At 27.5% G+C, this 26,924-nt stretch carries 23 protein-coding genes and 2 tRNA genes; 5 read left to right on the plus strand and 20 right to left on the minus strand.

Translation table 11 applies throughout. The annotated features are described in order from the left end of the window. Nucleotides 1-111: 111 nt before the first annotated feature. From OIF33_RS11460 to OIF33_RS11470, 3 genes are all read right to left on the minus strand, one after another. Complete coding sequence (locus tag OIF33_RS11460) at nt 112-996, minus strand: hypothetical protein (protein ID WP_322504394.1); 885 nt, start codon at nt 994-996, stop codon at nt 112-114. Between the two features lie 285 nt (nt 997-1,281). Then, on the minus strand, nt 1,282-3,138 hold the full coding sequence (locus OIF33_RS11465; RefSeq protein WP_322504395.1) for an ABC transporter ATP-binding protein: 1,857 nt from the start codon (nt 3,136-3,138) through the stop codon (nt 1,282-1,284). Beyond that, nucleotides 3,131-5,428 (minus strand): ABC transporter ATP-binding protein, encoded by a 2,298-nt coding sequence (locus OIF33_RS11470; protein WP_322504396.1) that lies wholly within the window; start codon nt 5,426-5,428, stop codon nt 3,131-3,133. Before OIF33_RS11470 ends, OIF33_RS11465 begins: the two co-directional genes overlap by 8 nt. 228 nt (nt 5,429-5,656) lie before the next feature. Here OIF33_RS11470 and OIF33_RS11475 point away from each other — a divergent pair, with 228 nt between their 5' ends. The 3 genes from OIF33_RS11475 to OIF33_RS11485 all read left to right on the plus strand — a co-directional run bounded on the left by OIF33_RS11475 (nt 5,657) and on the right by OIF33_RS11485 (nt 7,706). After that, entirely contained in the window at nt 5,657-6,103 is a 447-nt protein-coding gene (locus OIF33_RS11475) for a MarR family transcriptional regulator (protein WP_322504397.1), read from the plus strand. Between the two features lie 234 nt (nt 6,104-6,337). Continuing rightward, complete coding sequence (locus OIF33_RS11480) at nt 6,338-6,769, plus strand: nucleoside 2-deoxyribosyltransferase (protein WP_322504398.1); 432 nt, start codon at nt 6,338-6,340, stop codon at nt 6,767-6,769. 277 nt (nt 6,770-7,046) lie between these two features. Next, a complete protein-coding gene (locus tag OIF33_RS11485) occupies nt 7,047-7,706 on the plus strand; it encodes an NAD(P)H-dependent oxidoreductase (RefSeq protein WP_322504399.1) in 660 nt (219 codons plus the stop codon). A gap of 282 nt (nt 7,707-7,988) precedes the next feature. On the opposite strand, the gene OIF33_RS11490 is transcribed toward OIF33_RS11485, so the two are convergent. The 4 genes from OIF33_RS11490 to OIF33_RS11505 form a co-directional block, all read right to left on the minus strand. After that, nucleotides 7,989-8,783 carry an HAD family hydrolase gene (locus tag OIF33_RS11490; RefSeq protein WP_322504400.1) on the minus strand — a complete coding sequence of 265 codons (795 nt, stop codon included), beginning with the start codon at nt 8,781-8,783 and terminating at the stop codon, nt 7,989-7,991. 365 nt (nt 8,784-9,148) lie between these two features. Further along, nucleotides 9,149-10,420 carry a PTS ascorbate transporter subunit IIC gene (locus OIF33_RS11495; RefSeq protein ID WP_322504401.1) on the minus strand — a complete coding sequence of 424 codons (1,272 nt, stop codon included), beginning with the start codon at nt 10,418-10,420 and terminating at the stop codon, nt 9,149-9,151. A 153-nt stretch (nt 10,421-10,573) separates the two neighbouring features. Further along, nucleotides 10,574-10,849 (minus strand): PTS sugar transporter subunit IIB, encoded by a 276-nt coding sequence (locus tag OIF33_RS11500; RefSeq protein ID WP_322504402.1) that lies wholly within the window; start codon nt 10,847-10,849, stop codon nt 10,574-10,576. Between the two features lie 110 nt (nt 10,850-10,959). After that, nucleotides 10,960-11,403: a PTS sugar transporter subunit IIA gene (locus tag OIF33_RS11505; RefSeq protein WP_322504697.1), complete on the minus strand. Its 444-nt coding sequence runs from the start codon at nt 11,401-11,403 to the stop codon at nt 10,960-10,962. A gap of 198 nt (nt 11,404-11,601) precedes the next feature. Here OIF33_RS11505 and OIF33_RS11510 point away from each other — a divergent pair, with 198 nt between their 5' ends. After that, nucleotides 11,602-12,156: a spore coat protein gene (locus OIF33_RS11510; RefSeq protein ID WP_322504403.1), complete on the plus strand. Its 555-nt coding sequence runs from the start codon at nt 11,602-11,604 to the stop codon at nt 12,154-12,156. 439 nt (nt 12,157-12,595) lie between these two features. Here OIF33_RS11510 and OIF33_RS11515 read toward each other — a convergent pair whose 3' ends face one another. The 8 genes from OIF33_RS11515 to OIF33_RS11550 all read right to left on the minus strand — a co-directional run bounded on the left by OIF33_RS11515 (nt 12,596) and on the right by OIF33_RS11550 (nt 20,456). Then, on the minus strand, nt 12,596-13,402 hold the full coding sequence (locus OIF33_RS11515; RefSeq protein ID WP_322504404.1) for an SGNH/GDSL hydrolase family protein: 807 nt from the start codon (nt 13,400-13,402) through the stop codon (nt 12,596-12,598). 140 nt (nt 13,403-13,542) lie between these two features. Continuing rightward, entirely contained in the window at nt 13,543-14,832 is a 1,290-nt protein-coding gene (locus OIF33_RS11520) for a sensor histidine kinase (protein ID WP_322504405.1), read from the minus strand. A gap of 11 nt (nt 14,833-14,843) precedes the next feature. Next, entirely contained in the window at nt 14,844-15,560 is a 717-nt protein-coding gene (locus tag OIF33_RS11525) for a LytTR family DNA-binding domain-containing protein (RefSeq protein ID WP_322504406.1), read from the minus strand. 303 nt (nt 15,561-15,863) lie between these two features. Continuing rightward, nucleotides 15,864-17,567, minus strand: a complete 1,704-nt coding sequence (locus OIF33_RS11530) for a vWA domain-containing protein (protein ID WP_322504407.1) — start codon at nt 17,565-17,567, stop codon at nt 15,864-15,866. Nucleotides 17,568-17,586: 19 nt separating this feature from the next. Then, nucleotides 17,587-18,306, minus strand: a complete 720-nt coding sequence (locus OIF33_RS11535) for a hypothetical protein (protein ID WP_322504408.1) — start codon at nt 18,304-18,306, stop codon at nt 17,587-17,589. Then, nucleotides 18,281-19,114, minus strand: coding sequence for an LPXTG cell wall anchor domain-containing protein (locus OIF33_RS11540; RefSeq protein ID WP_322504409.1), 834 nt, complete (start codon nt 19,112-19,114; stop codon nt 18,281-18,283). The genes OIF33_RS11535 and OIF33_RS11540 overlap by 26 nt, the downstream gene beginning before the upstream one ends. A gap of 32 nt (nt 19,115-19,146) precedes the next feature. Next, a complete protein-coding gene (locus tag OIF33_RS11545) occupies nt 19,147-19,878 on the minus strand; it encodes a BsaA family SipW-dependent biofilm matrix protein (RefSeq protein WP_322504410.1) in 732 nt (243 codons plus the stop codon). 50 nt (nt 19,879-19,928) lie between these two features. Then, the gene (locus OIF33_RS11550; protein WP_322504411.1) at nt 19,929-20,456 is read right to left on the minus strand and encodes a signal peptidase I; all 528 of its coding nucleotides are present in this window, start codon (nt 20,454-20,456) and stop codon (nt 19,929-19,931) included. Between the two features lie 543 nt (nt 20,457-20,999). Between OIF33_RS11550 and srtB the strand changes: the two genes are divergently transcribed. Continuing rightward, on the plus strand, nt 21,000-21,746 hold the full coding sequence (gene srtB / locus OIF33_RS11555; RefSeq protein WP_322504412.1) for a class B sortase: 747 nt from the start codon (nt 21,000-21,002) through the stop codon (nt 21,744-21,746). Between the two features lie 67 nt (nt 21,747-21,813). Here srtB and OIF33_RS11560 read toward each other — a convergent pair whose 3' ends face one another. The 5 genes from OIF33_RS11560 to galU all read right to left on the minus strand — a co-directional run bounded on the left by OIF33_RS11560 (nt 21,814) and on the right by galU (nt 26,924). Continuing rightward, nucleotides 21,814-24,006 (minus strand): alpha-galactosidase, encoded by a 2,193-nt coding sequence (locus OIF33_RS11560; protein ID WP_322504413.1) that lies wholly within the window; start codon nt 24,004-24,006, stop codon nt 21,814-21,816. 258 nt (nt 24,007-24,264) lie between these two features. Beyond that, nucleotides 24,265-24,340 (minus strand) — tRNA-Met (locus OIF33_RS11565). Nucleotides 24,341-24,654: 314 nt separating this feature from the next. Further along, nucleotides 24,655-24,730 (minus strand) — tRNA-Met (locus tag OIF33_RS11570). A 256-nt stretch (nt 24,731-24,986) separates the two neighbouring features. Continuing rightward, entirely contained in the window at nt 24,987-25,679 is a 693-nt protein-coding gene (locus OIF33_RS11575) for a VanZ family protein (protein WP_322504414.1), read from the minus strand. 291 nt (nt 25,680-25,970) lie between these two features. Then, nucleotides 25,971-26,924, minus strand: a complete 954-nt coding sequence (gene galU / locus OIF33_RS11580; protein ID WP_322504415.1) for a UTP--glucose-1-phosphate uridylyltransferase GalU — start codon at nt 26,922-26,924, stop codon at nt 25,971-25,973.

A 26,924-nucleotide genomic window follows, 5' to 3' on the forward strand; every position in this document is an offset into this window, starting at 1 on the left:
TAATTAACAATTAAAATATTTATTTAAGGCTATGTTCTAAAAACAAAAAAGTTCTTAAAATAGCTTTATAAGCTACTTTAAGAACTTCAATTCATGGATGTATTTAGTTTTTTATTTTGAAAAAAGCAAAAATCTCACTTCATTATTTAAAAATTTGTTTGTTAATTGTTTAATTATCAATTTCGAATTTAAAGGAATATAATCCTTTAAAGCATCCTCTATAAGTGAAATTTCATTCAAATTTATATAATCATTACTAATTAATATTAATTTAAATAAATTATATTCTTGAATTTTGGAAAAACCGCCTAAAATCCTTAATATTATATCACCTGAAAAGTTTTCACCTTTTCCTTTACCTAAAGTTACTTTGCATTTACTTAATTCTTTTCTATAAAGGAACCATTTCTCATATAGATTATTTTTCAATAAAATAAAGTCAGTGAAACTATAAACAACCTCTTTTAAATCCACATCATAACTATTTAATAATAATGATATCTCTCCAATTTCCGGATTAAATTCTATAATACTGTTAAAAAATTCTTCTTCATTAAATATAATTAACACCTTTTCTGAATATACTTCTTTAAAAAGTTCATTTAATTTATTTAAGAATAACTGTATACTCTCTCTAGGAATATCATACTCTCTATTTAATGAATCAAAAAAGATTATATTAATAGCATCATTTCCTTTATCACATTTATTTAATTTAAATATGCTTTTAAATGAAAGTTCATCATCTAAGTACTTATTAATAAAACTTTTAGTTTTTAATGAGAAAAAATCAATAGCAGTCTCTTTTTTATTTAAACATACTCTCTTAAAGTTCTCTTCTTCCTTAAACACTTTCTTTAAATTCTTATTATAAGTTTTCTTATGTTCCAAAACACTATTCTCAAAGAAATAATTTTCACAATTTAAAACCCTAAGTAGCCCCTCTTCTCTATAACTTAAGGTTTTATCCCCCACGTAAAAAAATCTGAATTTCATAAAAACCTCACAACAACTTATTATTAAATAACTTCCTACAAAGCCCCAAATTATGAAAGCTATTAATAACTTTTCTATTTATTTAGATAAAATCAACTTATTTATCTATTTCAACTAATTACAATTATATCATACCAATTTCTTCACTAATCTTTAAAAAAGTAAAATTATTAATAATAGACTCTCTATTAAATAAAAAAATATAGCTGATATAGGCAGAGAAAGTATTCCATCTCCAAGCCCTATCAGCTATAATTAAAATCTTATTTAAATTTTATTTCTTTATTATGAAGCACTGCTTTGTTCAAATTGGCTATTATAAAGTGATGAGTAGAATCCACCTTTCTTTAGAAGCTCTTCATGGTTTCCTTGCTCAACTATATCCCCATCTTTCATAACAAGAATTAAGTCTGCATCACGTATAGTAGAAAGTCTATGAGCTATAATAAAGCTTGTTCTTCCTTCCATAAGCTTCTCCATAGCCTTTTGGATTAAAAGTTCTGTACGAGTATCAACTGAACTTGTAGCCTCATCAAGTATTAATAATTTAGGATCTTTTAAGAAAGCTCTAGCAATTGTTAAAAGTTGTTTTTGTCCTTGAGATATATTACTTGCTTCCTCATTTAAAACCATATTATATCCATCTGGTAAAGTTTTTACGAAATGGTCAACATGGGCAGCCTTAGCCGCTTCTTTAACCTCTGCATCAGTTGCATCTAATCTTCCATAACGTAAGTTTTCCATTATTGTTCCGTTAAATAACCAAGTATCTTGAAGAACCATACCAAATAAACTACGTAAATCATTACGTTTGAAGTCTCTTATATCAATGCCATCAATTTTAATGCTTCCACTATTTATATCGTAGAATCTCATTAATAATTTAACTATTGTTGTCTTACCTGCTCCTGTAGGTCCAACTATAGCAACCTTTTGACCTGGTTTAACATCTACTGAGAAGTCATTTATGATTATTTTATCTGGATTATATCCAAAGTGAACATCCTCAAAATCAACTTCACCTTTTATCTCTGAAGTATCTACTGAAGTTTCTGGATCCTTAACTTCGTTTTCTTCATCTAAGAATTCAAATACTCTCTCAGCTGCAGCTGCTGTTGATTGCATTATATTAGCAACCTGAGCCATCTGAGATATTGGTTGGTTAAATGAACGTACATATTGTATAAACGCTTGTATATCCCCAACTGTTATAATACTTTTAACTGTTAACCATCCACCAAGTATTGAAACTAAAACATATCCTAAGTTTCCTACAAAAGACATGATTGGCATCATCATACCTGATAAAAATTGTGATTTCCAAGCTGATTTATATAAAGTATCATTTAATTCATTAAATTCATTAGCTGAAACCTCTTCTCTATTGAAAGCCTTCATTATATTGTGACCACCATAAACCTCTTCTACTTGGCCATTAAGATGTCCTAAATATTCTTGTTGAGATTTAAAGTATTTTTGAGATTTCTTAACAACTAATGATATAAGAATCATTGAAATTGGTAGTATTATGAATGTTGCTAAAGTCATAATCCAACTTATTGAGAACATCATAATTAATACACCAATTAAAGTAACTACTGAAGTTATTATCTGTGATAAACTTTGGTTTAAAGTTTGGCTCACAGTATCAACATCATTTGTTATTCTTGATAATACTTCACCATTTGTTCTTGTATCAAAATACTTAAGAGGTAAAGTATCCATCTTTTCTGAAATTTGTTTTCTTAAATTATAAGAAACCTTTTGAGCAACACCTGCCATTATGAAGGATTGTATAAATCCAAATAAGGCACTGATTAAGTATAAAGCTACTAAAATAATAGCTATATTACCAATGTATCCAAAATCTATAGAAGCATTTGGAACACCAGTTATTTTTTCCATTATTCCTTCAAATATTTTTGTAGTTGCCTTACCTAAAACTTTAGGTCCAACTATTGAGAAGGCAGCACTTCCTATAGCAAATAATATTACTATAGCTATAGATAAACTATAAGGCTTTAAGTAAACCCCAAGCTTTTTCATTGTTCCTTTAAAATCTTTTGCTTTTTCAACAGCTCTTGGACCGCCGCCCATTCTACCTATTGGACCGCCCATTCCGCCTTTTCTTTCTTTACTCATTACCTAGCTCCTCCTTTGAAAGTTGAGATAAAGCTATTTGCTTATAAACCTCACAATTTTCTAGAAGTTCTTTATGAGTTCCTTTACCAACAATCTTACCCTCATCAAGTACGATTATTTGATCAGCTCCCATAATTGTACTTATTCTTTGTGCAACTATAAGCATAGTACTATGTGATGTTTTCTCATTAAGAGATTTTCTAACAGCAGCATCTGTCTTAAAGTCAAGAGCTGAGAAACTATCATCAAATATATATACATCAGGTTTTTTAACTAAAGCTCTTGCAATAGAAAGTCTCTGTTTTTGTCCACCAGATACGTTGGTACCACCTTGTGAAATCTCTTCTGCATATTTTAAAGCTTTAGTATTTATGAACTCAGAAGCTTGAGCAATATTTGCTGCTTCTTCTAAATCTTCTAAAAGAGCATCCTCATCACCATATTTTAAGTTACTTTCAATAGTACCTGAGAATAATACTCCTTTTTGAGGAACATATCCTATTTTATCTCTTAAATCATGTTGTGAAACATTTCTTATATCTGTTCCATCAACTAAGATTTCTCCTTCTGTAACATCGTAGAAACGTGGTATTAAGTTAACTAAAGTAGACTTACCACTACCAGTTCCTCCAATGAAAGCAGTTGTTTTACCTGGTTTCGCAGTGAATGAAATATCTTTTAAAATATATTCCTCTGCACCTGGATACTTGAATGAAACATCTTTAAATTCAACATATCCTCTTTTACTTTCATCAAATTCACCTTTCTTTTCAGGATCTTTTATACTTTCATCAGTATCTAAAACCTCAGCTATACGTTGACCTGAAACTGATGCTCTTGGAAGCATTACTGATACCATAGATATCATTAAGAATGCCATGATGATTTGCATTGTGTATTGGATAAATGCCATCATATCTCCGACTTGCATAACACCATCATTTACATTGTGAGCTCCAACCCAAACTATAAGAACAGTTATAAGGTTCATTATAAGCATCATAAGTGGCATCATTCCACCCATTATTCTATTAACAAAAAGGTTTGTTTTAGTGAGATCTTTGTTTACTCCATCGAACTTATCTTCTTGATACTTTTCTGTATTGAAAGCACGAATTACTAGCATACCTGTAAGTGACTCACGAGCTACTAAGTTAAGTTTATCAACAAGTTTTTGAACTAACTTGAATTTTGGAATAGCTAGTCCAAACATAACTATTACTAATGAAAGTATAGCAGCTAGTGCTACGGCAATTATCCATGACATTCCAGTATCAGTTTTTACAACTCTGAAAATACCTCCTAGACCTAAAATAGGTGCATAGAAAACTATTCTTAGAAGCATAACCATAAGAGTTTGTATCTGTTGAATATCATTTGTACTACGTGTTATAAGTGATGCTGTAGAAAACTTATCAAATTCTGCATTTGAGAATCTAACAACTTTTCCAAAAACCATACCACGAAGATTTTTTCCAAAGCCAGCAGCAACTCTTGAAGCTATTAATGTTACTGCTACTGCAGCAACCATACTTCCTAAGGCTAAAAGAACCATTATTCCTCCAGTTCTTAGTATATATTGGCTTTGTATATTTTCTACACTCATACCTAAATCAGTATATTGAGTTTTAATAAAAGATGCAGCTGTTTGAGTAATCATACTCTCTGGCATATCTGCAAACTTATCATTAATTTGCTTTAGCATATCATTCTTTTGAGCCTCTGGCATATTTTTTATCATAAAGAATGGATCTGTATTTGCAGGTAATCCTTTCATTTGATTACCTGTTGGTGCCTTTGCCTCCATATTAGCTGGAGCATTTTCTGAAGCACCTGTTTGACCTGAGTTTTCCATTAATCCTTGTAAGCCTTTTTCTTCAATTCCACCTACAATAATTATTGCTTTTCCCATAATAGGATTTAATTCATTTATAACATCTTTATCTTTTGTGTTAAGCTTATAAATTGCCTCATTCTCTAAAGCTGGATAATCTTTAATATATTTATCATAATCACTTTGAGATAGAGTGTTTTTATCTAACAATATATAATTACTTTCTACTTTTTTCTTCTCATCTTTGCTAATAAATAGTGTTAGCTTATCAAATTCTGATTGACTAATCACTTTAGGAACAGCATTTTCTATACCACCTTGCTGAATTCCTACGTTAACGATGTTTGACATGTAATCTGGTAAAGATAAATCAAACATTGCCTGAGCAAAAAGAAGTACTATAACAGCTAAAATTGATGCCGTAAATGGTTTTAAGTATTTAATTAGCTTTGACATGTATTTCCCTCTTTTCTTTGTATATTTTTAATTGATCTCTTATTAGTTATATTTTAATATTAATTATATTTTTATAACTATTCTATGTCAATAACTATTTTTAGTGTATAATATGTATATATAGTTATAATATAAGGTGTTTGCTACTATATAATGATTTTTTTAAATTATCCACTTATTATATTATACATCAAATTAATTTTATCAACTTAATGATAGGAGGTAAAAATGAGTACCGTAGAAATTTTGAATGGAGCTTCCGAAGAGCTTTATACATTGTTATTATGTTTAAATAGAAAAGTATTTAGTCATGACGATATTGTTAAAAGACTGTCTATTCCACCATCACATGCCAAGGTTGTATTTCATTTACATTGTGGTGGAGAGGCTTCCGTTTCTGAAATAGCAAAGCATTTATCTATATCAAAATCAAATATGACTCCAATTATAGATAAACTTATTCAAGAAAATTTAGTTGAAAGATTTACTGACCCTAATGATAGAAGAATTATTAGGGTTAGGGTAACAGAAAAAGGACATAACTTTTGTATAAAGCAAAGAGAGAAAACTAAAAAACATCTTAGGGAAAAAATTTCTTCACTTTCACCATGCGAATTAGCTAAAGTAAAAGATTTAGCAAAAGAACTTAATTGTATTTTTTCTAAAATAGAATAACTACAATAAAGCACATACATAAAATGTATGTGCTTTATCATTTTTAATTTTATATATGTTAATACTCTAAGAATATTCATTTTATTAAAATAATCAATATATTCATACTGACTATAAGACACAGCGTTTAATACTGTATTATTTCTTTTTTCTCTCTTAATCTCTTATAAAATGACAAAAGAATATTTAGCTATTATAATATTATTACTATATGAATTAATTGGAGGAAAACAAATGAAAAAAGTTTATTTAGCTAGTCCATTTTTTAATGATGCTGAACTTGAAAGAATGCATGGAGTTCTTAAAATATTAAGGGAAGATAGAGGATTTGATGTCTTTGCCCCTTTCGAGCTTAAAAGCGATCTTGAATTTGGTTCAAAGGAATGGAGAACTGAAACTTTTCATGCTGATTTAAGTGGAATTAAAAACGCTGATGTTATGGTTTCTATAATAAGCAATGGAAACTATTCAGATAGTGGAACAGCCTGGGAATGTGGATATGCATATGCAATGGGTAAGCCAGTTATAGTAGTAAACCTAACTGGAAAACCAGTTAACTTAATGATAAGTGATAGTTTAACTTCTTACATAGATTCTTTAGAGGCATTAAAAACTTATGACTTTGATAAATTAGAAAAAACTGAATATACAGGTCCTGTATTTTAGTCTTATATCTTTAAATAAGACTCTGTTTTAGGTGAATGTTGATTTTTAGATAGTCTTACAGTTCTATCTAAAAATCAAAACTAGTTTAAAATATAGCCTTTTAAATAAAAAGAATATAATAATGAATTAAAAAGCTATTCTTTTTTAATTCATTATAAATCCATCAACTTATTTTACCAAACAAAAAACTCTAAATTCATAATATCTCTTAATTTTTATAATAATATTTAATAAAAGTATATTAAAAAAAATTATAATAGTATAAGGAGTGTTTTTAATGAAGAAAGAAATTATTGAAGCCTTAGAGTTTAGACATGCTTGTAAAATTTTTGATGATACAAAAGAAATAAATGATGAGGATTTTAAATTAATACTTGAGTCCGGAAGACTTGCACCAAGTTCAATGGGACTTGAACCATGGAAATTTGTTGTTATAGACAATCAACAATATAAAGATAAATTAGGAGAAGCTTCATGGGGAGGAAGAAGGCAAATACCTACTTGTAGCAAATTTGTCGTTATTCTTACTAGAAATGGCAACTCTATTAAGTATGATTCAGAATATATAGATCATTTACTAAAGGATATAAGAAAAGTTCCTGAAGAAATATCAAATCAAATAAAAAACACCTTAAAAGAACTTGAAATTTCAAGATTTGATATAGAAAATAGAGATGATTTAATATTAATGTATTCAAATACTCAAAGTCACTTAGCTCTTATGAATATGATGTATACAGCATCACTTCTTAAAATAGATTCATGTGCTATAGGTGGCTATGATAAGAAAACTTTAGAAGATATACTTATTAAGGAAGGTGTATTAGATAAAGATGAGTTTGAGATTGGTATTACTGTTGCCTTTGGCTATAGAAAAGAAGAACCAAGACCAAAAGCAAGACAAAAGTTTGATGATGTAGTAACATTTATTAAATAGCTAATAAAAGAGGATGTATTAAAGTTCTAAGTTACTTTTTATACATTCTCTTTTACTTTTTGTAATAACTATGTGAATATTTTAGTTAATTATTAATTCAAACTAAAATTTAATGCTATTTTTATAAGTATATTCTATTCTTTATTTAAGATACAGTCTAACTAAATTCCATTAGTAAGCTCAAGCTAGCAAATTAAAAATTTGAGCTTTTGCTTAATTTAATTAGTTTTAAATTAATAACCTAAAATCAATAATAACTTAGAAATATAGCTATTTTTAATCCTATATTAGACCTAATTCTATAAGAGCTTTATAGATACCTTCATTAGGTACATTTTCTGTTTGCTTATATGCATGTGGTAATAATGTTTCATGAGCATCACCCATAGCTATTCCATATTTAACTCTTTGGAACATTTCTATATCATTTTCCCCATCACCAAAAGCATATGTATCCTTATCTGTTAATCCTAATTCATTTATTAAGTGTTCTATTCCATGAGCCTTTGTACACCCTACTCTATACATATCATAAGATATTTGACCTGGATGTTGCATAAATACATACTCATCCTTAAATCTTTCAAAAATATCCTTGAAATCCTCTTTTTCATTATCGATTATAACAAGCTTGTTTGCAGAAAGCTCTTCTTCTGTCCAATCAGCCTTAAAACTCTCTTCTGGAAGTGAGAATGTTTCTACTATATGTTTCACTACATCTTTATTTAAAACATAGCTGGCTTTTTGTCCTTCTAAAATAAAGTTAATATCATGTTCAACACAATAATCCATGATTTCTTTTAATTTCTCTAATTCTATATCATTATTAAGTACAACTTCATTATTTAATTCTATGTATGTTCCATTAGATGCTATATATCCATCTAATTCTAACTCTTTTAACCCTTCATCAACAAAGCTCATTGGACGGCCTGTTGCAAGCATAGTTAAATATCCGTTCTCTTTTAACTTTTTTATTGCCTCTTTAGTCTTATTTGATGGTTTGTATAGTCCTTTGCTACAATCAATTAATGTACCATCTACATCAAAAAATACTACTCCTTTTAAATTCTCCATAATTTTCACCATCCTTATTTAAATATAAAATACAAATAAGAAAACTTGTCCTAGTTTTCACAGTTCTTATAATATCACATTTTTTCTTCCTATTATAAACCTTTTCATGATAATTAACCTAAATATAATAAATATACTTCCTTTATTCTTTCTTCTCCTTAAATTTATATAAAAACCTCATCTCATAAATATAATATTTTTTTATTTTTCTTTTAGTATTTATGCTTATTTTTTTAATTTATATATTCTACTTTAAAATAGCAATAGCCTTTATATAAAAAAAGTTGCAAATGAATATAAATTACATTTACAACTCTTCTTTTATTATATATAAATATACTTAACCTATAATACAAAGTTTATTTTTATAAGCTAAAAAGTTTTCCTACTAAGTCACTTATTATTACCCAGATTGAAAACTCATTTCCTCCATAAGTTTGAATAAAGTTTCCTACAGTTCCACTTACTATATTTAAAGAAATAGCAGCTAGCAACATTAGAATTATTCCTCCTAAGGCACTCGTTATTATAACAGCTGGCCATCCCCCCCTTGCATTTGCAAAAATAGCTCCCGGAGCCACATCAAAGTAACAAGCTACTACTAATGGAATAAGAGCAAAAGTTAATATACCAGATGCTCCAAGTAAAAATATAGTTCCTATACTTGTTATAAGTGATATTATAAATCCAATTAATAATGCATTTGGTCCATATGGGAATATCATTGGAATATCCAAAGCTGGTATAGCTCCTTTAGCCAATTTATCAGCTATTCCTTTAAAAGATGGTATTATCTCTCCTAAAATCATTCTTACTCCAGTTAAAAGTATTATCATACCTGCAGCAAATGTTATCCCTTGAATTAAAGCATAAGTAAGTAATGGCTCACTTCCATAAATAGTTCCTCTACTCTCTTTTCCTATGAATAATCCAACAAGTATATACATAATAAACATAACTATAGCAGCTGTTATGTTTGTATCTCTAAAGAAACTTAAAGATTTAGGAATATTTAATTTCTCTATATTCTTGTCCTTTTGTCCAACAAGTTTTCCAATGTAAGAACCTAATAAACAATATATTGAGGCAGTATGTCCAATAGTAAAACTTTCATTACCTGTTACATAAGGAACATGCTTTCTTAATATGTATGGGAATATTGTTATAACTAAGATATACATAAATAAAGTAAATAAAAATAATTTAAATCCACCTATATTATTTTCAATTCCAACAGCCCAGAAAAGCATAGGATACCAAAATAATATATTTCCTGTTAAATATATAGTTTTGAATTTAGTATATCTAGCTATTAATATATTGATTATAAATCCACAAAGAAGTATTAATCCAACATAACTTCCATATTCCCCTAGGAACACATTGAAATCACCTAGACTACTATTACTTTGAGTATTAAAAAGACTTGAAAAAGCATTAGCTAAAGGAGTTATTGATGCTACTACTATATCTACTCCTTTAATTAAAATTACCATTCCAATTATGCTTTTAAACATACCTTTTAAAACTGCATCTATTGATTTTCTTTGAAGTATTAATCCAATAGCAGCTACCAGTCCCATAAATAAAGCTGGATTTCTAAAAAAACTTACACAAAAATCTAATATTTCTTTCATTTTAATAATTCCTTTTCACTAATATTTATAAAATTTTATAAAAGCACAACCTTTAACATAAATTAGCTCTGTCTTAAACTAACTTGCTTTTTAGCAAACTATATCTAAAAGTCTAGCTAAAAATCAATATTAACCTAAAATAGGGACTGTAAATTATATATTTTCTTTAAACTGAAGTATTTTCCCCTTAACTTCTTCAGTATCCATAAAATTAGATATATAAATCAACTTTCCATGAACTTGATCTTTTATTTGTTCCCCTATTTCTTTTGATGTTAAAATAATATCTGCGGAGCTTCCACATACACTAGTCATGTCCATTGCTTCAACTTCGCCTTCTATTCCTTCTTCACTCAATACACCATCAACTGTCATTTTTAGAAGCAAGCTTGTTCCAACACCAAATCCACAAACAGTTATAATCTTCATAAGTTTCTCCCCCTTTATTAAATACTAAAAAGATTTTAATAATTATTTCCCAAGGAATAATTACGCCCTAAAAAAATATCAATATAAGATAATATTTTGACTTAATAAATTTAAAGAAAAAGTTCCATTACTTCTTCTGCTCTTTCAGCATTTTTAATCTTATTTACAGATTCTTCATTTATTAATACTCTAGCTAAATCCTGAAGAGCATCTAAATGACCATTATTTTCTTTGGCAGCAATTACGAATATTATCTCTATAGGATCATTTGTCTCATGCCCAAATTTAACTGGCTCACTTAATGTCATCATACTGGCACATTCTTTTTTCACATATTCCCTCGGTCTTGAATGAGCAATAACCACACCTGGCATAATAGCCATATATGGTCCAATATCCTCTAGCTCCACTAAAATCCCTTCTACATATTCTTCTGAAATATATCCCTCTTCTAAAAGAGGTTTTGCAGCTAATCTTACTGCCTCTTCTTTATTTAAAACTTTAGCATTGAGAATAATTCTATTCTCACTTAATAAATTCCTAATAAAATTCACCAACCTTCTATATGAAATTTAATATATGTTAGTAATCCCCCAAATGTAAAAATAAATCCTAAAAAAACCAATATATATAATAAATTCACCTAAGTATATTATCACTCTATACTCTTTGAAGTCAATTTTATAAGTATATTTATTTATTTTAGTTCAATACTAAAATAAAACAAAGATTATTCAACGAGGTGAAAAGATATGTCAAATTTAACTACTAAGGAATCTATGCTTATTAACGAAGAAAAAGCTAACGAAGAGCTTTGTATAGCAAAGTACGAAAAAGGCATAAAAGAAGCTAAAGACCCTGAACTTAAACAACTTTTTTCTTCAATTTTAGAGCATGAAAAGCAACACCTAACAAGCTTAAAAAGAATACTTAATGGTGATGTTCCCGATATAGAAAAGGAGGCTCAATCACAGCAAAATTCTAATCAAGGCGGTTCTCAATCCTCTTCTAATAGTGGATTTAATAATAGTCAATTTAATATGTACCAAAATCAAATGAACTCAAATTTTGGTATGGAAACAGCAACTGAAATAACCCCTAATGAAAATTTCAATGAAGATTGTACATTATGTCAAGATGCTCTAAGTACAGAAAAATATATATCTTCAAGCTATAACTCAACCATATTTGAATGTTTAGATACAAAAATAAGAAAAGTTCTAAATCATATACAAAAAGAAGAACAAGAACATGGAGAACAAATTTCAAACTATATGCTTTCACATGGCTATACTCAAATAAAATAGGCCTTAATATAAAAATTAGGTCCTGTTTTAGGTGTGTGTTGATTTTTAGCTATTCCTTCGGACCTACTTAATTTCGCAAAGTATTGCTCATTAAGATGGTCTTACAGTTCTATCTAAAAATCAATACTTGTCTAAAACATAGCCAAAGAAAATATCACATTCAATGCATAAATTTCTAATTTGAAATTAAATCAAATCTTAGTACTACTATGCTATGAATGTGATATTTAATATTTCCAACAAACTAAATTTTCTTTATTTATAAACACTAATCCTTAATACAACGAAGTTAGTTTAAATAAACTTGTTCTAGTAGAAATATTGCCAAAGAAGTTCCAGATTCACAAGTGATAGTATTTCACTTTAAAACTATTACTTCTTATTATAAGCTTAAAAATAATGACTACTTAAAACAAAGTCTAACTTAGAAATCTCTATACTAATTTAAAGCTGATACATTAGCTTCTATTGAACTTTTTATATTAGAAAAATATACACTGTATCCTAAATTATTTGGATATATTCCACCCTTTGTTGTTAACTTAGCGTAAGGTGCTGGGTCCTTTGTAAATACTGTTGCCATATCTATAACAGTTAAATTATTAGCTTTTCCAAGCTCTTCAATTATATTTGTATATTCATTTTTCTTTCTAATAGAATTTTCTATTATAGGAACTATAACAATATTTTCATTTCTACCTTTTAAATTCTCTATTATTTTTTCGTAATCTTCTTTAAATTCTTTAGGATTAACTGCTTTTTGATCATTTTGACCAAATATTATATAAGCTAAATCAAAATTATCTTTGTTTTGTTCTAATGCTTCTAATCCAGTTTTTACTGTAGCTTTATCTTGTGATAAATTTGTTATATTAGCCTTTGATTTATATGTTTCTTCTAACCATTTAGAAAGGTTACTTGTCCAATTACCACTTTCATCTGTTTTGCCTTCACTAAGACCTATTCCATTACCTAAAACTAATATGTTAACTTCTTCACCATTTTTTATTTTTTCATAAGGATTTGATGATGAAGGTTTTTTTTCATTATTTACAGGCTGATTAGTTGAATCTGTACTGTAACTTTCCATATTTTTAGCTAAAATTTTCTTATCCTTTATGGTTCCTATACCTATAACTAATACTAAAGCTATTATTAAAACTATTATTGAAATATCTAAAGCTTTAGATTTACTTCTATTAGAAGAAGTCTTTTTAGGATTTTTGACTCTTCTTTCTTTCTTCATAGTTTTCCTCCATATTTTTATTTGTGAGATAATTTGTTATATATTTTATATTTTATCTAAAAAATGGAGTTTTTTATAGTATATTTTGAAAATTAATCCATTTAATTATATACTTTCTTTTTTAATTACTCATTTTTTCTCTAACACATTACATATAAAGTTACCTCAAAGAAATCTTTTAAATCATTAAACTCTATCTTGCCATTGTTTTTTGCAACAGATTGTTTAACATTTTCTAATCCTATACCGTGATTTTTTTTATCCTCTTTACTAGTTAAAATTTTATCGCCAACCCTTATCAAACTCTTCTCTTTTGAATTAATGATTTTTAAACTTAATTGATTAAACTCTGTCTTTACAATTACTTTAATATCTTTTTGTGAATCATTAGTTTCACAAGCTTCTATCGCATTATCTATTAAATTTCCAAAAATAATACATACATCTAAAGCATTTATATTTAATTCTTTATTTATATTAATATCAAACTCAATATTTATATTTTCTTCTTTGCATCTATTTAACTTTTCTAAACAAATTGCATTTATTATTTTATTTGAACAAATATTAATATCACTATATATAATTTTATTATTTAAGTTATTGAGATACTCTTCCATGCTATCATAGTCCTTATTTTTTAATAAATAACTTATTACATTAACATGGTTTTTTATGTCATGAAAAGTCTTTCTTGTATCATCATAATTCGTTATAACCTGTTCATAATATTTTTTTTGATAATCTAATTGTTTTTCAAGAACTTCTAATTGAACTCTCATTTTGTATTCTTTAGACTTTTTATAAAGACTAAAATAAACAAATCCTAATTCAATAGATATACTAATAGCTGCAAGTGATGCATAATAAACAATATCATTCTCAAAATCTATTTCATTAAAAAATCTATCTGAAAAAATAATTATAAGACCTAAAATTATTATAGTAATAGTATATTTTTTTATATATGTTTTACTATATATTTTTTTACCTTTAGCAAAAAATCTAACTATTATTACTAAAAATAAAATCATTAAAAATATACTTATACTAGCCTTTAAATATAGATTTTCTAGTTTTATTCTAGGATTTTTTAAATATAATAACATTATTGAATACAGATAAATAAGAAAGTATTTACTTAAGGAAATCCCTAAACAATAAACTGAAGTAATTAATATGCAATTACCTATTCTTTCTTTTTTCATATAAAATACAAAGATTATAAATATAATTACTGCCTCTGAAAGATATGAATTATTTTCTATTCCAAAAAGATAATGTACTAATACTATTCCAATAGTTATTAGTACAACACTAAGCAAACTCTTACTATTCCCAATTTTTTTTCTAGTTTCAAAAAACATAGTAATACCTATAGAAAAAACACTTATTATATAAGCTGTATGTATAAAATAAGATAAGTTCATTAATCCTATACCTATATATTATTAGCTTTTTTCAACAAATAATTTTTTATCTCGCTTTTATAACTTCTTCCTATAGGTATTTCAACTTTATTTTTAAGAACTAGTTTATTCAATAAAAATTCCTCTATCTTATTAGCATTAACTAAATAACTTCTATGACATCTAATAAAATTCTTATCTTTTATTTCATTCTCTAATTCTTTTATTTTCATATTAAAATCTATTTTTTCTTTTTCCAAGTTAGCTGTGATTGTTTTATTATTAACCTCAAAATATAAAACTTCTGAAATATTAATAAATACTCTCTTGCCATTTACATGAACTGAATACATCCATGGCATAGTTGAATTAATATTTTTTACGGCTCTAATAAACTCTTTTTCTAATTTTTCTATAGACACTGGTTTTACTAAATAATTTAAGGCTCCAATATCATAACCTTCAAAAACATATTCAACACTTCCAGTTATAATTATAGCTTGAAATGATGTATTCATTTTTCTTATTTTCTTTATTAACTCAATTCCATTTAAATCATCCATTAGAATATCACATAAAATTATATTATACTTTCTTGTATTTACTTTATATTTATCTAGCAGTTCTTTTCCTGAACTGAATTCATCAATTATTATATTCAAATTGTTTTTTTTACATATTTTTAAAAGCATATCTTTAATTATTTCTCTTTGAATCTTTTCATCATCACATATTGCTACGTTTATCATGTTTTTACCTTCTCTCACCAGTTAACATTTCATGTAAATTATAATGATTAATTCTAAAAAACTCAACTTGTTTTGTTAACTTAATACATACTTTATTAACACTTTATACTTTTTTTATATTAAAAAATCATTTTCACTTTAATTTTTTAATAATTACCAATTAAATATTACTTCTCTCTTAATTTTTTTCATAGTTAAAATGCGTAAAATGTCAACTTTAAAGCGTAAAATGCATTTTATTGATAAAAATTCAAAAAACCCTATGCTAAGTTTGATTTAGCATAAGGTTTTTTATTAAAGCCTTTATTTAATCCCCATAAAACTACCTATTTTATTTTCTATTTCATCAATATCAAAAAAGCCATTCTTTTTAGTTGAGTTATTTGATATTAATATATCTATATTTCTATTATCTTTATCAATATTGAAGACTGGGTTGTCCATAGAAACTTGTTGCCCATTTATTGATATATTATCAATATCATAACCTAAGGAATCTATTTCTTCTACTTTATATTCACCTGCTAACAAGTAATTTTTAGACATATCCTTATTATTTGATATATCTGTGTTCTCATCTTTTAAATAAACATCCAAGGTATTGTTTTGTCCATTTCCAACTACCTTTAAATAATACTTGCCCTTATCCCCTCCGTCTAAACATATAGTAAAATTATCATTAGTTTCTTCTTTTAATCCGATTATATTCTTTTTAACATTTATTTTACCCTCTTTATATGGTATATTTACCGTTGGCTTATTAAAAGTACCACTTTCCTCAGCTCCTGTAATAGGATTAGAATATTCCACAGTAGCCTCTTCATTTGTAAATATAGGCTCATTAGATCCCCAATAATCATCTTTAGGTTTAATTCTAAATTTTATTTCTAACCCTGAAGTATCTAAATCTCCAACATCCCAAGTTAATTCATTATTATTAATACTTGGAGTAATATTCTTTTCTTCCTGTGTTTTTAAATTTAAAACTTTAGAAGTCTTTCCCTCACCATAAGCATTTTCAACAATTTCAAAATTTGGATTTACTACATCTTTAACAACTAAATTTTTAGCAAGCATATTATCCATTATTATCTTATTAGATATACTTCCATAAATTTGCTTTAAAGTACTACTATTATCAATATTATCATCATGACTATGTTCGTCGTCATCATCTTCATCATAATTAGTTGCTCTACTGTCTATTTTATAATATCCAGAGTTTTGCATTTCTTTTAAAAGAGAATCTGCTCTATCTTTTTCGCTATCTTTTCTTATGTTATCTAAAAGCCCTATTGAAAAAGTTTTAGCATACGTATTATTTTCCATAAATACATTTTTATAATAATATAGTGTATTTTGTATTACACTCCAATAATCATCATACTTTTTTACAAGCCTATTAGGTACTCCATCAGTAAAAAATACCACATACTTAGGAACATCTTTTCTGTCATCATCTTGAAGAATACTATTTGTTAACATCCAAGCTGCCTGAATATTAGTATTTCCCATAAAATAATTACTTCCCTCATCGTCATCATCATCGCTATAACCATTATAAGCATAAGATTTTTCAATAGCTCTTATATAGTCTTCATCATTATTATAGTATTCTCTTTCTTCAAACCCAATATCTTTTTTAGCCTTGCTTCCAAAAGATACAACTGATATTCTAGCTCCTTTTAAATTTTTCACTGTATTCTCTACTAATGTATTCATGCCATCTACTAACTCATTAATATTAGGCGCCATACTATTAGAAACATCCATAACTAATACTATATCTGCTGGATCTACTATTTTCGAACTATTTCCAAGCATTTTTAAGTTTATTTCATACTCGCCATTACCTACTGAAGTTGCCGTTTTTACTATTTTAGCTCCTGAACTTGTTTTAACAGTTTGCTGATTTTGAGCTTCTTCTGCCTTAGTCGTTATTAAAGGGAAATTTATACTTAAAGTAAAAACAACTAAAGCTACTATTAATTTTTTTATGCTTTTCATATTACTTCACCTTACTTCTTTAATTACAAATTCCCATTAAATAATATTTAAGTTTAGAATCTATACCATTCCAATTTTCATCTATTACTTCTTTTCTTGGTTCTATGGCTTCTACTTTTACATCAATAATTAGCTTCTTATCTTTATATCTAGCTAATTCCTCATTACTCATTTTTTCTGTGTTTAGTTTTACAGAACTTAAAAATTCTTTTGTGTAATTATCTTTTAAAGTGCCATCACTATTTTTAAGTAAAGAATCATTGTATCTTTCTTCTGGCGTAATTTTTTCACTTATCTCTTTTGAAATTTCCTTATCTGTAGCATGTGGGAGCTTACTTGAATAATAATAATATCCATCATTTCCATATATCCAAAGATTATTATTATTATTTAAATCAGATAAGTTTATTGTATTTTCTAAATTTAAAGTAAGTAAATTTGTATTTCCAGGCCATGGATTACCATTTTCATCTACCCACCTTGGTATTATACTTACTCTAACAAGTTCATCATTTTTACCAGTATTCTCTACCTTAACATTTTTATTTATTTTTTCTCCATTAAAGGAATCTGGAGTTTCAAACTTTTCTGCAATTTTAGCATCAATACTTCCAACTCCAAACTTATTAATTTTTTGATCTAAAGAAGTAAAATATTTTGCAAATACTGTAACTGAAAAAACACTAATAATAATAACTCCACAAATTAGAATCTTATATGTTTTTCTTATTATCTTCATGTTCATTCCTCTTTTTATTTATAAATTTAGCATCTTTTTTAAAATTAGAATTTATAATTAAAAGTGCTCCTAAACAAATCACAATTATTATAAAGTAATTAATGTATCCTCTATCCCCTGTATATGGGATAGAGTGTTTCTCTTCATTGTTGTTAGAAGCTTTACTAGATGATGTCTTTGCCACCTCAATGCTATTATTTGATACTTTTTGTGTCTCATAACTATTTGCATAATCATTATCTTTAGAATATTTAGCTGTACTGTTATTATCTGATTCATTTGGTTTATTTCTACTTCTTCCTCCATCTAATCTAACTGCTGTGAAAATCCAATCTACTTGACCTTTTTTGTTTTTGTACTCATTTCCCATAGTCTTTCCTGGGAAACTAGCTACAGCATTAAGCGTCTTACTTTCTCCAGGATTTATAGTTCCTAAAAATATATTTTCTTCTAATCCATTTTCTCCGCTTACAGGTCCAGTGTATATGTTGCTTACATCGTAAGTTACTCTTAAATCCATCTTTTCTAACAAATCATATTTTTCCTTCTTTGTAACCCTACTAGCTTTCATAAAAATTTTATATGGACTATCATAATTGTTTCTAAGAACAATATTTCTTTCTAATTTATCTCCTGGAAGAACATTATCAGACCACAAAAATGGTTCATCTCCACTGATAAAAACTATACCTTTAGCATTTCCTTCTAATTCAACATTAGGGGTTGCAAATGTACTTGCAACCCCTGGTTTACACATTATAATCAAAAATACTATGGTTAACAAAAAGGATTTTTTTAAATTCTTCACCCTTTTCACTCCCTTGTATTACTGTAAATTTTCTATTTATTAGAATTTTCTTGATTGCCTAAATCTACAATTGAAGTTGGTGCTGTTTTCCATGAGTCTTTTGCTGCTCCATTTGATGCTTGTACAGCTTCTGAATCAATAGTTACATCAAATTTTAATCCTTTATATTCATTTGGAGTGTTTGGTGATAATGTTACACTTTCTAGTAAGTTTCCAGTATTAGTGTTTGGTGCTAAGACACCATTATAGTAATAATATCCACCATCAGCTCCTAAGTTAGCATCTGTTTCTTGTATCCATTTTCCTTGTTCTGGACTTGATGAATCAGTTAATCTATTGCCATCAGCATCGTTTTTAAAGTTCAAAACTATGTAATCTGTATTTAATGCTTCTTCTGTAGCTCCTTCAGTATTTGCAGGAACTATTTGTCCATCTTTAGTCCAAATACTAGTTACTACATTTCCATTAGAATCTTTCCACTCTTTTGTTATTTTTGCTCTAACTAATTGATCATATGTAGCTGTATTAGTTACACTTACTTGTTTTGTTACATTATCCCCTGGTAATGTATTATCAGCTTTTGTTCTATCGAAGTTTTCATGTATTTTTATACCTGAATTTGGATCATTAGGATTATCAGTACTTGCTGTTGCAAATGGGTTTGTTACAGAATCACTTGATGTAAACCATGCTAAAGATCCTCCTATACTTCCGACTGCTAAAACACCTGCTATGCAAAGTCCTATAATTTTTTTCTTACTCAATTCAAATTACCTCCTAAATTCAACAATTATTTATATTATTCTTATTAAAACTAAACTAACTTTTTCCCCCTTGTGTATCTATTAGATATGAATCCAACTAAGAGAATAATTAGTAGTAAACTACCTATAAATATCACTTTATTATTTTGAATACTTCTTAATATTCCACCTAAATAAGGAATCTGAAACATTACTTTTCCAACAAGTAAACTTCCTTCTAAAGGCATTGGATCTTGAGTATTATTAGCATCACCTTTAGTAATAAACTCAATATTTCCATTATTATTTATTATTTTTATAGCCCTATGAGTTGTTATATTATTAGTAATATCACTTTTAAAGGTTATTACATCATTTTCTTTTATATTATTTGGTGAAGTTTCTTTTACAACTACTAAACTTCCTGGCTTTATGGTTGGACTCATACTTCCAGTTAAAATATCATATACTCTATAACCGCCTATACTAACTCCAGAATTGCTTTTTTTAGCAACAAAACCTAAAAGTAAAAACGCTATAAGTATGCCTAAAAAACCATAAAACAAAATATTATAGAAAATCTTTATACCATTTTTCATAAACTGTTCCTTTTCACCCTTATAAGTTATTAAGCTTTTTAATTTCTAGCTTGCAAATTATTTATAACACCATAAATAATTTGCCTCAATAAATATGGCGTGAATTACATTTTTTATTACGTAAATGTGAATTTTTAAACATATAAATCTATTGTTGTATTCATAAATAAATTGGTGTAATATTGAAACTATCGTGGTTTTTTTAGAATAGTAAAAACCACTAAAGCACAAATATAATTAACTTTTTGTTTTAAATTAATACATATATATACTTTTTGATTATATTGTTTAATTACTAATAAACTTTCAAAACAAATTTATATAAAAATGGTTGTTTTAAACTAATGTTGCTTTTTAGATAGAATGTAATACCATATTAATAAAAATATAGTATTGTATTTTCTAATAGCTAGAAACTCTAAGATTTCAGTTTACTAAAACGGTCCTTAAGACTTTCTACAATTTAGATAAATCCGACTAAAAATCAACACTCGTCTAAAACATAGCCATAAAAAAACAAGTTATTATTTAGAGGTGAATATAATGAAAAACTCAAGAAGAAGTAAAAAAATTATAAGCTTAGTTTTAATAGTTATAATTTTCTTTTGTGCTCTACAAATATATCAAAGGCGCTTAGGATATTATACTGACTCAAATAATTATGAAAGCTTAAGAACTCTTTCTCCTCTATCTGATTCTGCTACTAATACAGACCCAGAAGAATCTGAGAAAGATGCTAAAAATGAAAAGAACTTAAAAGATATAAATCCAGACTATAAATTTTGGATAAAAGTTGATGGAACAAACATAGATTTTCCAGTAGTTCAAGGAGAAGATAATAATTTTTATCTACACCGTAACTTTAACAAAGAAAAGAGCTTTTCTGGTTCAATATTTGTTGACTCAGAAAATGATTTAAATAATGATACTAATATTGTTATTTATGGTCATAATATGAGAAATGATACTATGTTTGCCCAAATGAAGCATTTTAAGAATGAAAATTTCTTTAATACAAATAAATATATAACTCTTTATAGAGATGGTAAGAAATTAAATTTTGAAATTTTCTCAGTTTATTTAAGTAATGCTAAGGATTTAGAATCTCAAATAAAATTAAACTTCCCAAATGAAGCATCCTATGAAGCATATTTAAAAGAACAAGTCGATAAATCACTCTTTAAAAGAGCAGATATGGATTTAAAACCAGATAATAAGATATTAACTCTAGTTACTTGTGGATATGAATTTGATGATGCTAGAATAGTGGTGGTAGCAAAAGAAGTTTAAAATAGAGATAAAAATAAAATGCATGATTACAAGCTAAACTTAAGTAATCATGCATTCTTTTATTAAATTACTTTTCTACTTTTTTTAATCTCCAAAGTTTTGAAACATAGTCTCCATTAAGTTCTGGAATATTTAAACCTATATACATAAGCTCATCTCCACCAAGAGTTAAATTTTCTCCTATAATTTCATACTCTGAATCTTTATCTAATGCTGTAAGTTTTAAATTTTTAAATGTCTCATTAACAAGAGCTAATTGTCTAACATAACTTACTACAATCTCTTTCTTGTCCTCTGAAGTTATCATCCAAGCTACTTCATTGCTATTAAAAGGGCTTTTTAATCTATAAAGAGTACCAAATTGAACAGTTTCTCTAATTTCTTTATAAAGACTTATTTGCTCTTTTAACTCTTCTCTTTCTTCTTCGCTTAACTTAGTAATATCAAGCTCATATCCAAAATTACCTGCCATAGCAGAAATTCCTCTAGTTTCAAGAGGCGTTACTCTACCAGATTGATGATTAGGTACGGCTGAAACATGACAACTCATAGAAATTGGTGGATAGACCATAGATGTTCCAAACTGTATTTTAAGTCTTTCTATGGCATCAGTATCATCACTTGTCCAAGTTTGAGGCATATAATAAAGTATTCCTGGATCAAATCTTCCTCCACCACCAGAGCAACTCTCAAATAATATATTAGGGAACCTACTTGTTATCTCTTCCATAACTGTATATAACCCTAAGATGTATCTATGAGCTGTTTCTCTTTGTCTATCTGGAGATAAACCTAAAGAACAGACTTCAGTCATATTTCTATTCATATCCCACTTAACATAAGATATATTAGCACTTTCAAGTACATTACTAACAGACTCTATTATATAATCACAAACTTCTTTTCTTGATAAATCTAGAATTAACTGTTTTCTTGCTTGAGATCTAGCCCTTCCTGGAATATGAATACACCAATCTGGATGATTCTCATAAAGTTTACTAATAGGTGAAATCATCTCTGGTTCAAACCATAATCCAAATCCTAATCCCATATCATTTATATCCTTAGCTAACTTACCAAGTCCACCTTTTAATTTATCTTCATTAACAAACCAATCTCCTAAGGAACTTCTATCATCATTTCTGTTTCCAAACCATCCATCATCAAGAACAAAAAGTTCCATTCCTAGTTCTGAAGCCTCTTTGGCGATTTCCTTTATTTTCACTTCATTAAAGTCAAAATAAGTAGCTTCCCAGTTATTTATAAGTATAGGTCTTACCTTATCTCTATACTCTCCTCTCGCTAATCTTTCTCTATAAAGCTTATGGTAAATTTGAGACATTCCATTTAAACCATTTGGAGAATAAACTAAAACAACCTCTGGAGCTTGAAATTCCTCTTTAGAATCAAGTAACCATTTGAAATCAAAAGGATTTATTCCTATTTGAGCTCTTGCATTTCTATACATATCAACTTCCAAATTAGCTAAGAAATTTCCACTATAGACTAAGCTAAATCCATAAACATCTCCATTCTCTTCATTAGCCTCTTTTCTACATAAAGCCATGAAAGGATTTTGAGCATGACTACTTGCTCCTCTTCTACTCTCAACAGCTTGACTTCCACTTCTTAGAGGTGTTCTAACAATATGTCTTTCTCTTCCCCATGCCCCTGAAAGTTGAATAAAATCAAATTGATCATCCTTAAAATCTACATTAGCACTTAAAACTCTCTCTATATTTATTTTTTCATTACTATTATTTACTATCTTTAAACTTCTTGTAATAGCATCAAAATCTTTAAAAACATTATATGTTAAAATAACTTCTAGATTTTTTAGAGAATCTACTAGGGTTATTTCTAGTGATGTAGCCTCTTCTTTATTTTCAATATATACAGCTGGTAATCCTGCAAGATTGTGTTTCCCATTGTAAATTCTATGAGACTTATATCTTAAATCAGTAGCTGATGTGCCATCTTCATATTGAAACTCTAAGGCTGGACTTCTTAAATCAGTCGCTCCAAAAGTTGGACACTCCTGTGGAACTAATTCCAATTGAAAGCCTTCTATATTATCTGTATCGGCTAAAAAACTTCCAAAACATCTTTTTCTAAAAAAATATTCTAAGTTATCGGTCTTTAGCTTTCTTCCCCAATATAAGTGACTTACATGTCCTGTTTCCAAGATTTTAAAAACATAACTTGTATTCTTTGTCTTTAAATGAAAGGTTTTAAAATTCTCATTATAATTTATACTCATAATCCACTTAGAGCTATATAAGCTTCTTGAATAAAGCCTTACTAACTCTTCCCCCTATTTATACTATTTTTTAGATGAATATTGATTTTTAGATATATGTATTTACAGTTATTTATATCTTTATCAAACCAACATACTAATTTTATCCTTCAATAGAATTATATAGAGAATTTCATTAAAATTAAATATATAAAAGTATTTTCTTATCTAAAATAAAAACAATAAAAAAAGTTCTACTTTTTTAAGTAGAACTTTTTATGGTTGCGGGAGCAGGACTTGAACCTACGACCTTCGGGTTATGAGCCCGACGAGCTACCAGCTGCTCCATCCCGCGTCATTAAATTGTCTCGTTGACATGTACTAAGTATATTCCTAATTCTTTAAGAAGTCAAAGGTTATTTTCCAAAGAATATATTTAAACTTAACTTAAACTACTTATAAGTTAGTCATAGCCTCAACACCTTAATAAAAACTTTTTTTATTTCAAGTTATTTTCAGAGGATTTTTACTCTTTAGTTGAGGTTTTATCTACAAATATTAACTTAGGCTTTTCTTAGAGTTAATATTACTACTTAATATATAAATGCATTTTCTTATCTAAAATAAAAACAATAAAAAAAGTTCTACTTTTTTAAGTAGAACTTTTTATGGTTGCGGGAGCAGGACTTGAACCTACGACCTTCGGGTTATGAGCCCGACGAGCTACCAGCTGCTCCATCCCGCGTCATTAAATTGTCTCGTTGACATGTACTAAGTATATTCCTAATTCTTTAAGAAGTCAAAGGTTATTTTCCAAAGAATATATTTTAACTTAACTCAAACTACTTATAAGCTAGTCATAACCTCAATGCCTTAATAAAAACTTTTTTTATTTCAAGTTATTTTTAGAGAATTTTTACTCTTTAGTTGAGGTTTTATTTTCAAATATTAACTTACGCTTTTCTTCAAGTTAACATTACTACTTAGATAATCCTTTTCACTTAAAACTTGCATATATTTCTTGATTTAACTGTTATATTAATAAATAAATTATAAATATAATATCCCCAAATTCCACTTAAAGTATTACATATAAGATCATTAATTTCAAAGAATCTTTTTGTATTAGGAAAAACTAAAGATAAAACCACTTGAGAGCTTTCTATGAATAAGGCTATTAAAAAACATACTTTTAATATAGTTTTTATTGATGGTATATAAGAATTTTCTCTTATTCCCTCTTTATTTCTTCTTTCAAAGCTTTCTAAAAGTTTATTTATCCTTTTTATTATCCTTTTTCCTAAGGTTAATTTTTCTTCATCTATACTATAAAAATAACAAATGAAAAATGCCATTGGGCTTAGTACTATTAAATTGCCAGTTAATTGATATATTACACCTGAAAGCCCTACATCAAGATATATTTGCTTTATGCTCCAAATTGGTCTAAGCCATATTTCTGGTGGACTATAAACGATGTGGTTTCCCCAAGCAATAGTTAGTGGGAAATAAACTCTTGAAATTACGCCAATTATGTAAATACAAAATAAATCAAACATAAATTCTTCACTAGAATATATGCTTTTATAAATATGTTCTTTTTTAATTATTCCTTTGATTTTAATTGCCACTCTGAAGAAGCAAAAAAATAAAATACCCCATATTAAAAATGTATTTTGAGAAATAATAACCATAAATTCTCCTATCTTAGTATATTCCATACTGCTATAAATAAATTTTAAATATCATCTGTTAATTATAACCATATATTTAAAATTATAGTCAACCCTTATTACATTTTATTAATCTTTCTCTTTATAATCTTAATTTGTGCTTTAAAATAAAGCTTAAATTTAAAATATTATAAATTATTTATATAGTTAAAAATCTAAGTTTTAATAAAAAAAGCTCTGTAAATGCACAGAGCTTTTTCATTAAAGATTTATATTTTATTATTTCGAACTTTTGATACAACCTATTCTTAATTACGCTTGAGTAACAAGAACTTTTTCTTCTTCTTTCTCTTCTTCCTTTTTAGTAACTGTTTTTTCTCCAAATATATCTTGGCTAGTAGATAATCCTTTTAAGTAATCAACAAATCCATCTCTAAGATCTGATCTTCTTAAGGCATACTCAACAGTAGCTTCTAAGAATCCTAGTTTATCTCCAACATCATATCTTCTACCCTCAAAATCATAAGCATACATAGCTTCTTCGCTCATAAGCTCTAAAAGGGCATCTGTTAATTGAATTTCTCCACCTTTACCTGGCTTAGTATTTTCTAATATTTCAAATATTCTAGGTGTTACTATATATCTTCCTAATATAGCTACATTTGAAGGTGCTTCTTCTTGAGATGGTTTTTCAACTAATCCCTTTACTTTGTAAACTCTACCTTCAATATGTTTTCCATTAACAATTCCATACTTAGAAACATTCTCTTCTGGAACAGTTTGAACACCTAATACACTAGTTCTATATTCATCATAACAATCAATTAATTGCTTTAAACATGGTTTCTCATCATTATAAACCACGTCATCTCCAAGTAATATAGCAAATGGCTCATCCCCAACGAAAGTCTTTGCACAATGTATAGCATGTCCAAGTCCCTTTGGTTCTTTTTGTCTTATATAATGAATATCAACCATTTCTGATATATCTCTAACTAAATCTAAAAGTTCAGTCTTACCTGACTTTTCAAGCTCCATTTCAAGTTCAATATTACGGTCAAAGTGATCCTCAATTGATTTTTTACTTCTTCCTGTAATAACAAGAATTTCTTCAATTCCTGAGGCTATAGCTTCTTCTATTATGTATTGTATAGTTGGCTTATCCACTATCGGAAGCATCTCCTTAGGTTGAGCTTTTGTTGCAGGTAAAAATCTAGTTCCAAGACCTGCTGCTGGTATTATAGCTTTTCTTATTTTCTTATTCAT

This window comes from Clostridium sp. LIBA-8841, from assembly GCF_034439435.1.
GTDB lineage: Bacteria > Bacillota > Clostridia > Clostridiales > Clostridiaceae > Sarcina.

Excerpts from the sequence above, each read along its gene's own strand:
- srtB (WP_322504412.1), top strand. The coding sequence starts at position 21,000 with ATGAAAAACTCAAGAAGAAGTAAAAAAATTATAAGCTTAGTTTTAATA.
- OIF33_RS11490 (WP_322504400.1), bottom strand. The coding sequence starts at position 8,783 with ATGGAGAATTTAAAAGGAGTAGTATTTTTTGATGTAGATGGTACATTA.
- OIF33_RS11530 (WP_322504407.1), bottom strand. The coding sequence starts at position 17,567 with ATGAAAAGCATAAAAAAATTAATAGTAGCTTTAGTTGTTTTTACTTTA.
- OIF33_RS11535 (WP_322504408.1), bottom strand. The coding sequence starts at position 18,306 with ATGAAGATAATAAGAAAAACATATAAGATTCTAATTTGTGGAGTTATT.
- OIF33_RS11510 (WP_322504403.1), top strand. The coding sequence starts at position 11,602 with ATGTCAAATTTAACTACTAAGGAATCTATGCTTATTAACGAAGAAAAA.
- OIF33_RS11480 (WP_322504398.1), top strand. The coding sequence starts at position 6,338 with ATGAAAAAAGTTTATTTAGCTAGTCCATTTTTTAATGATGCTGAACTT.
- OIF33_RS11520 (WP_322504405.1), bottom strand. The coding sequence starts at position 14,832 with ATGAACTTATCTTATTTTATACATACAGCTTATATAATAAGTGTTTTT.
- OIF33_RS11460 (WP_322504394.1), bottom strand. The coding sequence starts at position 996 with ATGAAATTCAGATTTTTTTACGTGGGGGATAAAACCTTAAGTTATAGA.
- OIF33_RS11495 (WP_322504401.1), bottom strand. The coding sequence starts at position 10,420 with ATGAAAGAAATATTAGATTTTTGTGTAAGTTTTTTTAGAAATCCAGCT.
- OIF33_RS11500 (WP_322504402.1), bottom strand. The coding sequence starts at position 10,849 with ATGAAGATTATAACTGTTTGTGGATTTGGTGTTGGAACAAGCTTGCTT.
- OIF33_RS11475 (WP_322504397.1), top strand. The coding sequence starts at position 5,657 with ATGAGTACCGTAGAAATTTTGAATGGAGCTTCCGAAGAGCTTTATACA.
- OIF33_RS11560 (WP_322504413.1), bottom strand. The coding sequence starts at position 24,006 with ATGAGTATAAATTATAATGAGAATTTTAAAACCTTTCATTTAAAGACA.
- OIF33_RS11485 (WP_322504399.1), top strand. The coding sequence starts at position 7,047 with ATGAAGAAAGAAATTATTGAAGCCTTAGAGTTTAGACATGCTTGTAAA.
- OIF33_RS11525 (WP_322504406.1), bottom strand. The coding sequence starts at position 15,560 with ATGATAAACGTAGCAATATGTGATGATGAAAAGATTCAAAGAGAAATA.
- OIF33_RS11515 (WP_322504404.1), bottom strand. The coding sequence starts at position 13,402 with ATGAAGAAAGAAAGAAGAGTCAAAAATCCTAAAAAGACTTCTTCTAAT.
- galU (WP_322504415.1), bottom strand. The coding sequence starts at position 26,924 with ATGAATAAGAAAATAAGAAAAGCTATAATACCAGCAGCAGGTCTTGGA.
- OIF33_RS11575 (WP_322504414.1), bottom strand. The coding sequence starts at position 25,679 with ATGGTTATTATTTCTCAAAATACATTTTTAATATGGGGTATTTTATTT.
- OIF33_RS11465 (WP_322504395.1), bottom strand. The coding sequence starts at position 3,138 with ATGAGTAAAGAAAGAAAAGGCGGAATGGGCGGTCCAATAGGTAGAATG.
- OIF33_RS11470 (WP_322504396.1), bottom strand. The coding sequence starts at position 5,428 with ATGTCAAAGCTAATTAAATACTTAAAACCATTTACGGCATCAATTTTA.
- OIF33_RS11550 (WP_322504411.1), bottom strand. The coding sequence starts at position 20,456 with ATGAAAAATGGTATAAAGATTTTCTATAATATTTTGTTTTATGGTTTT.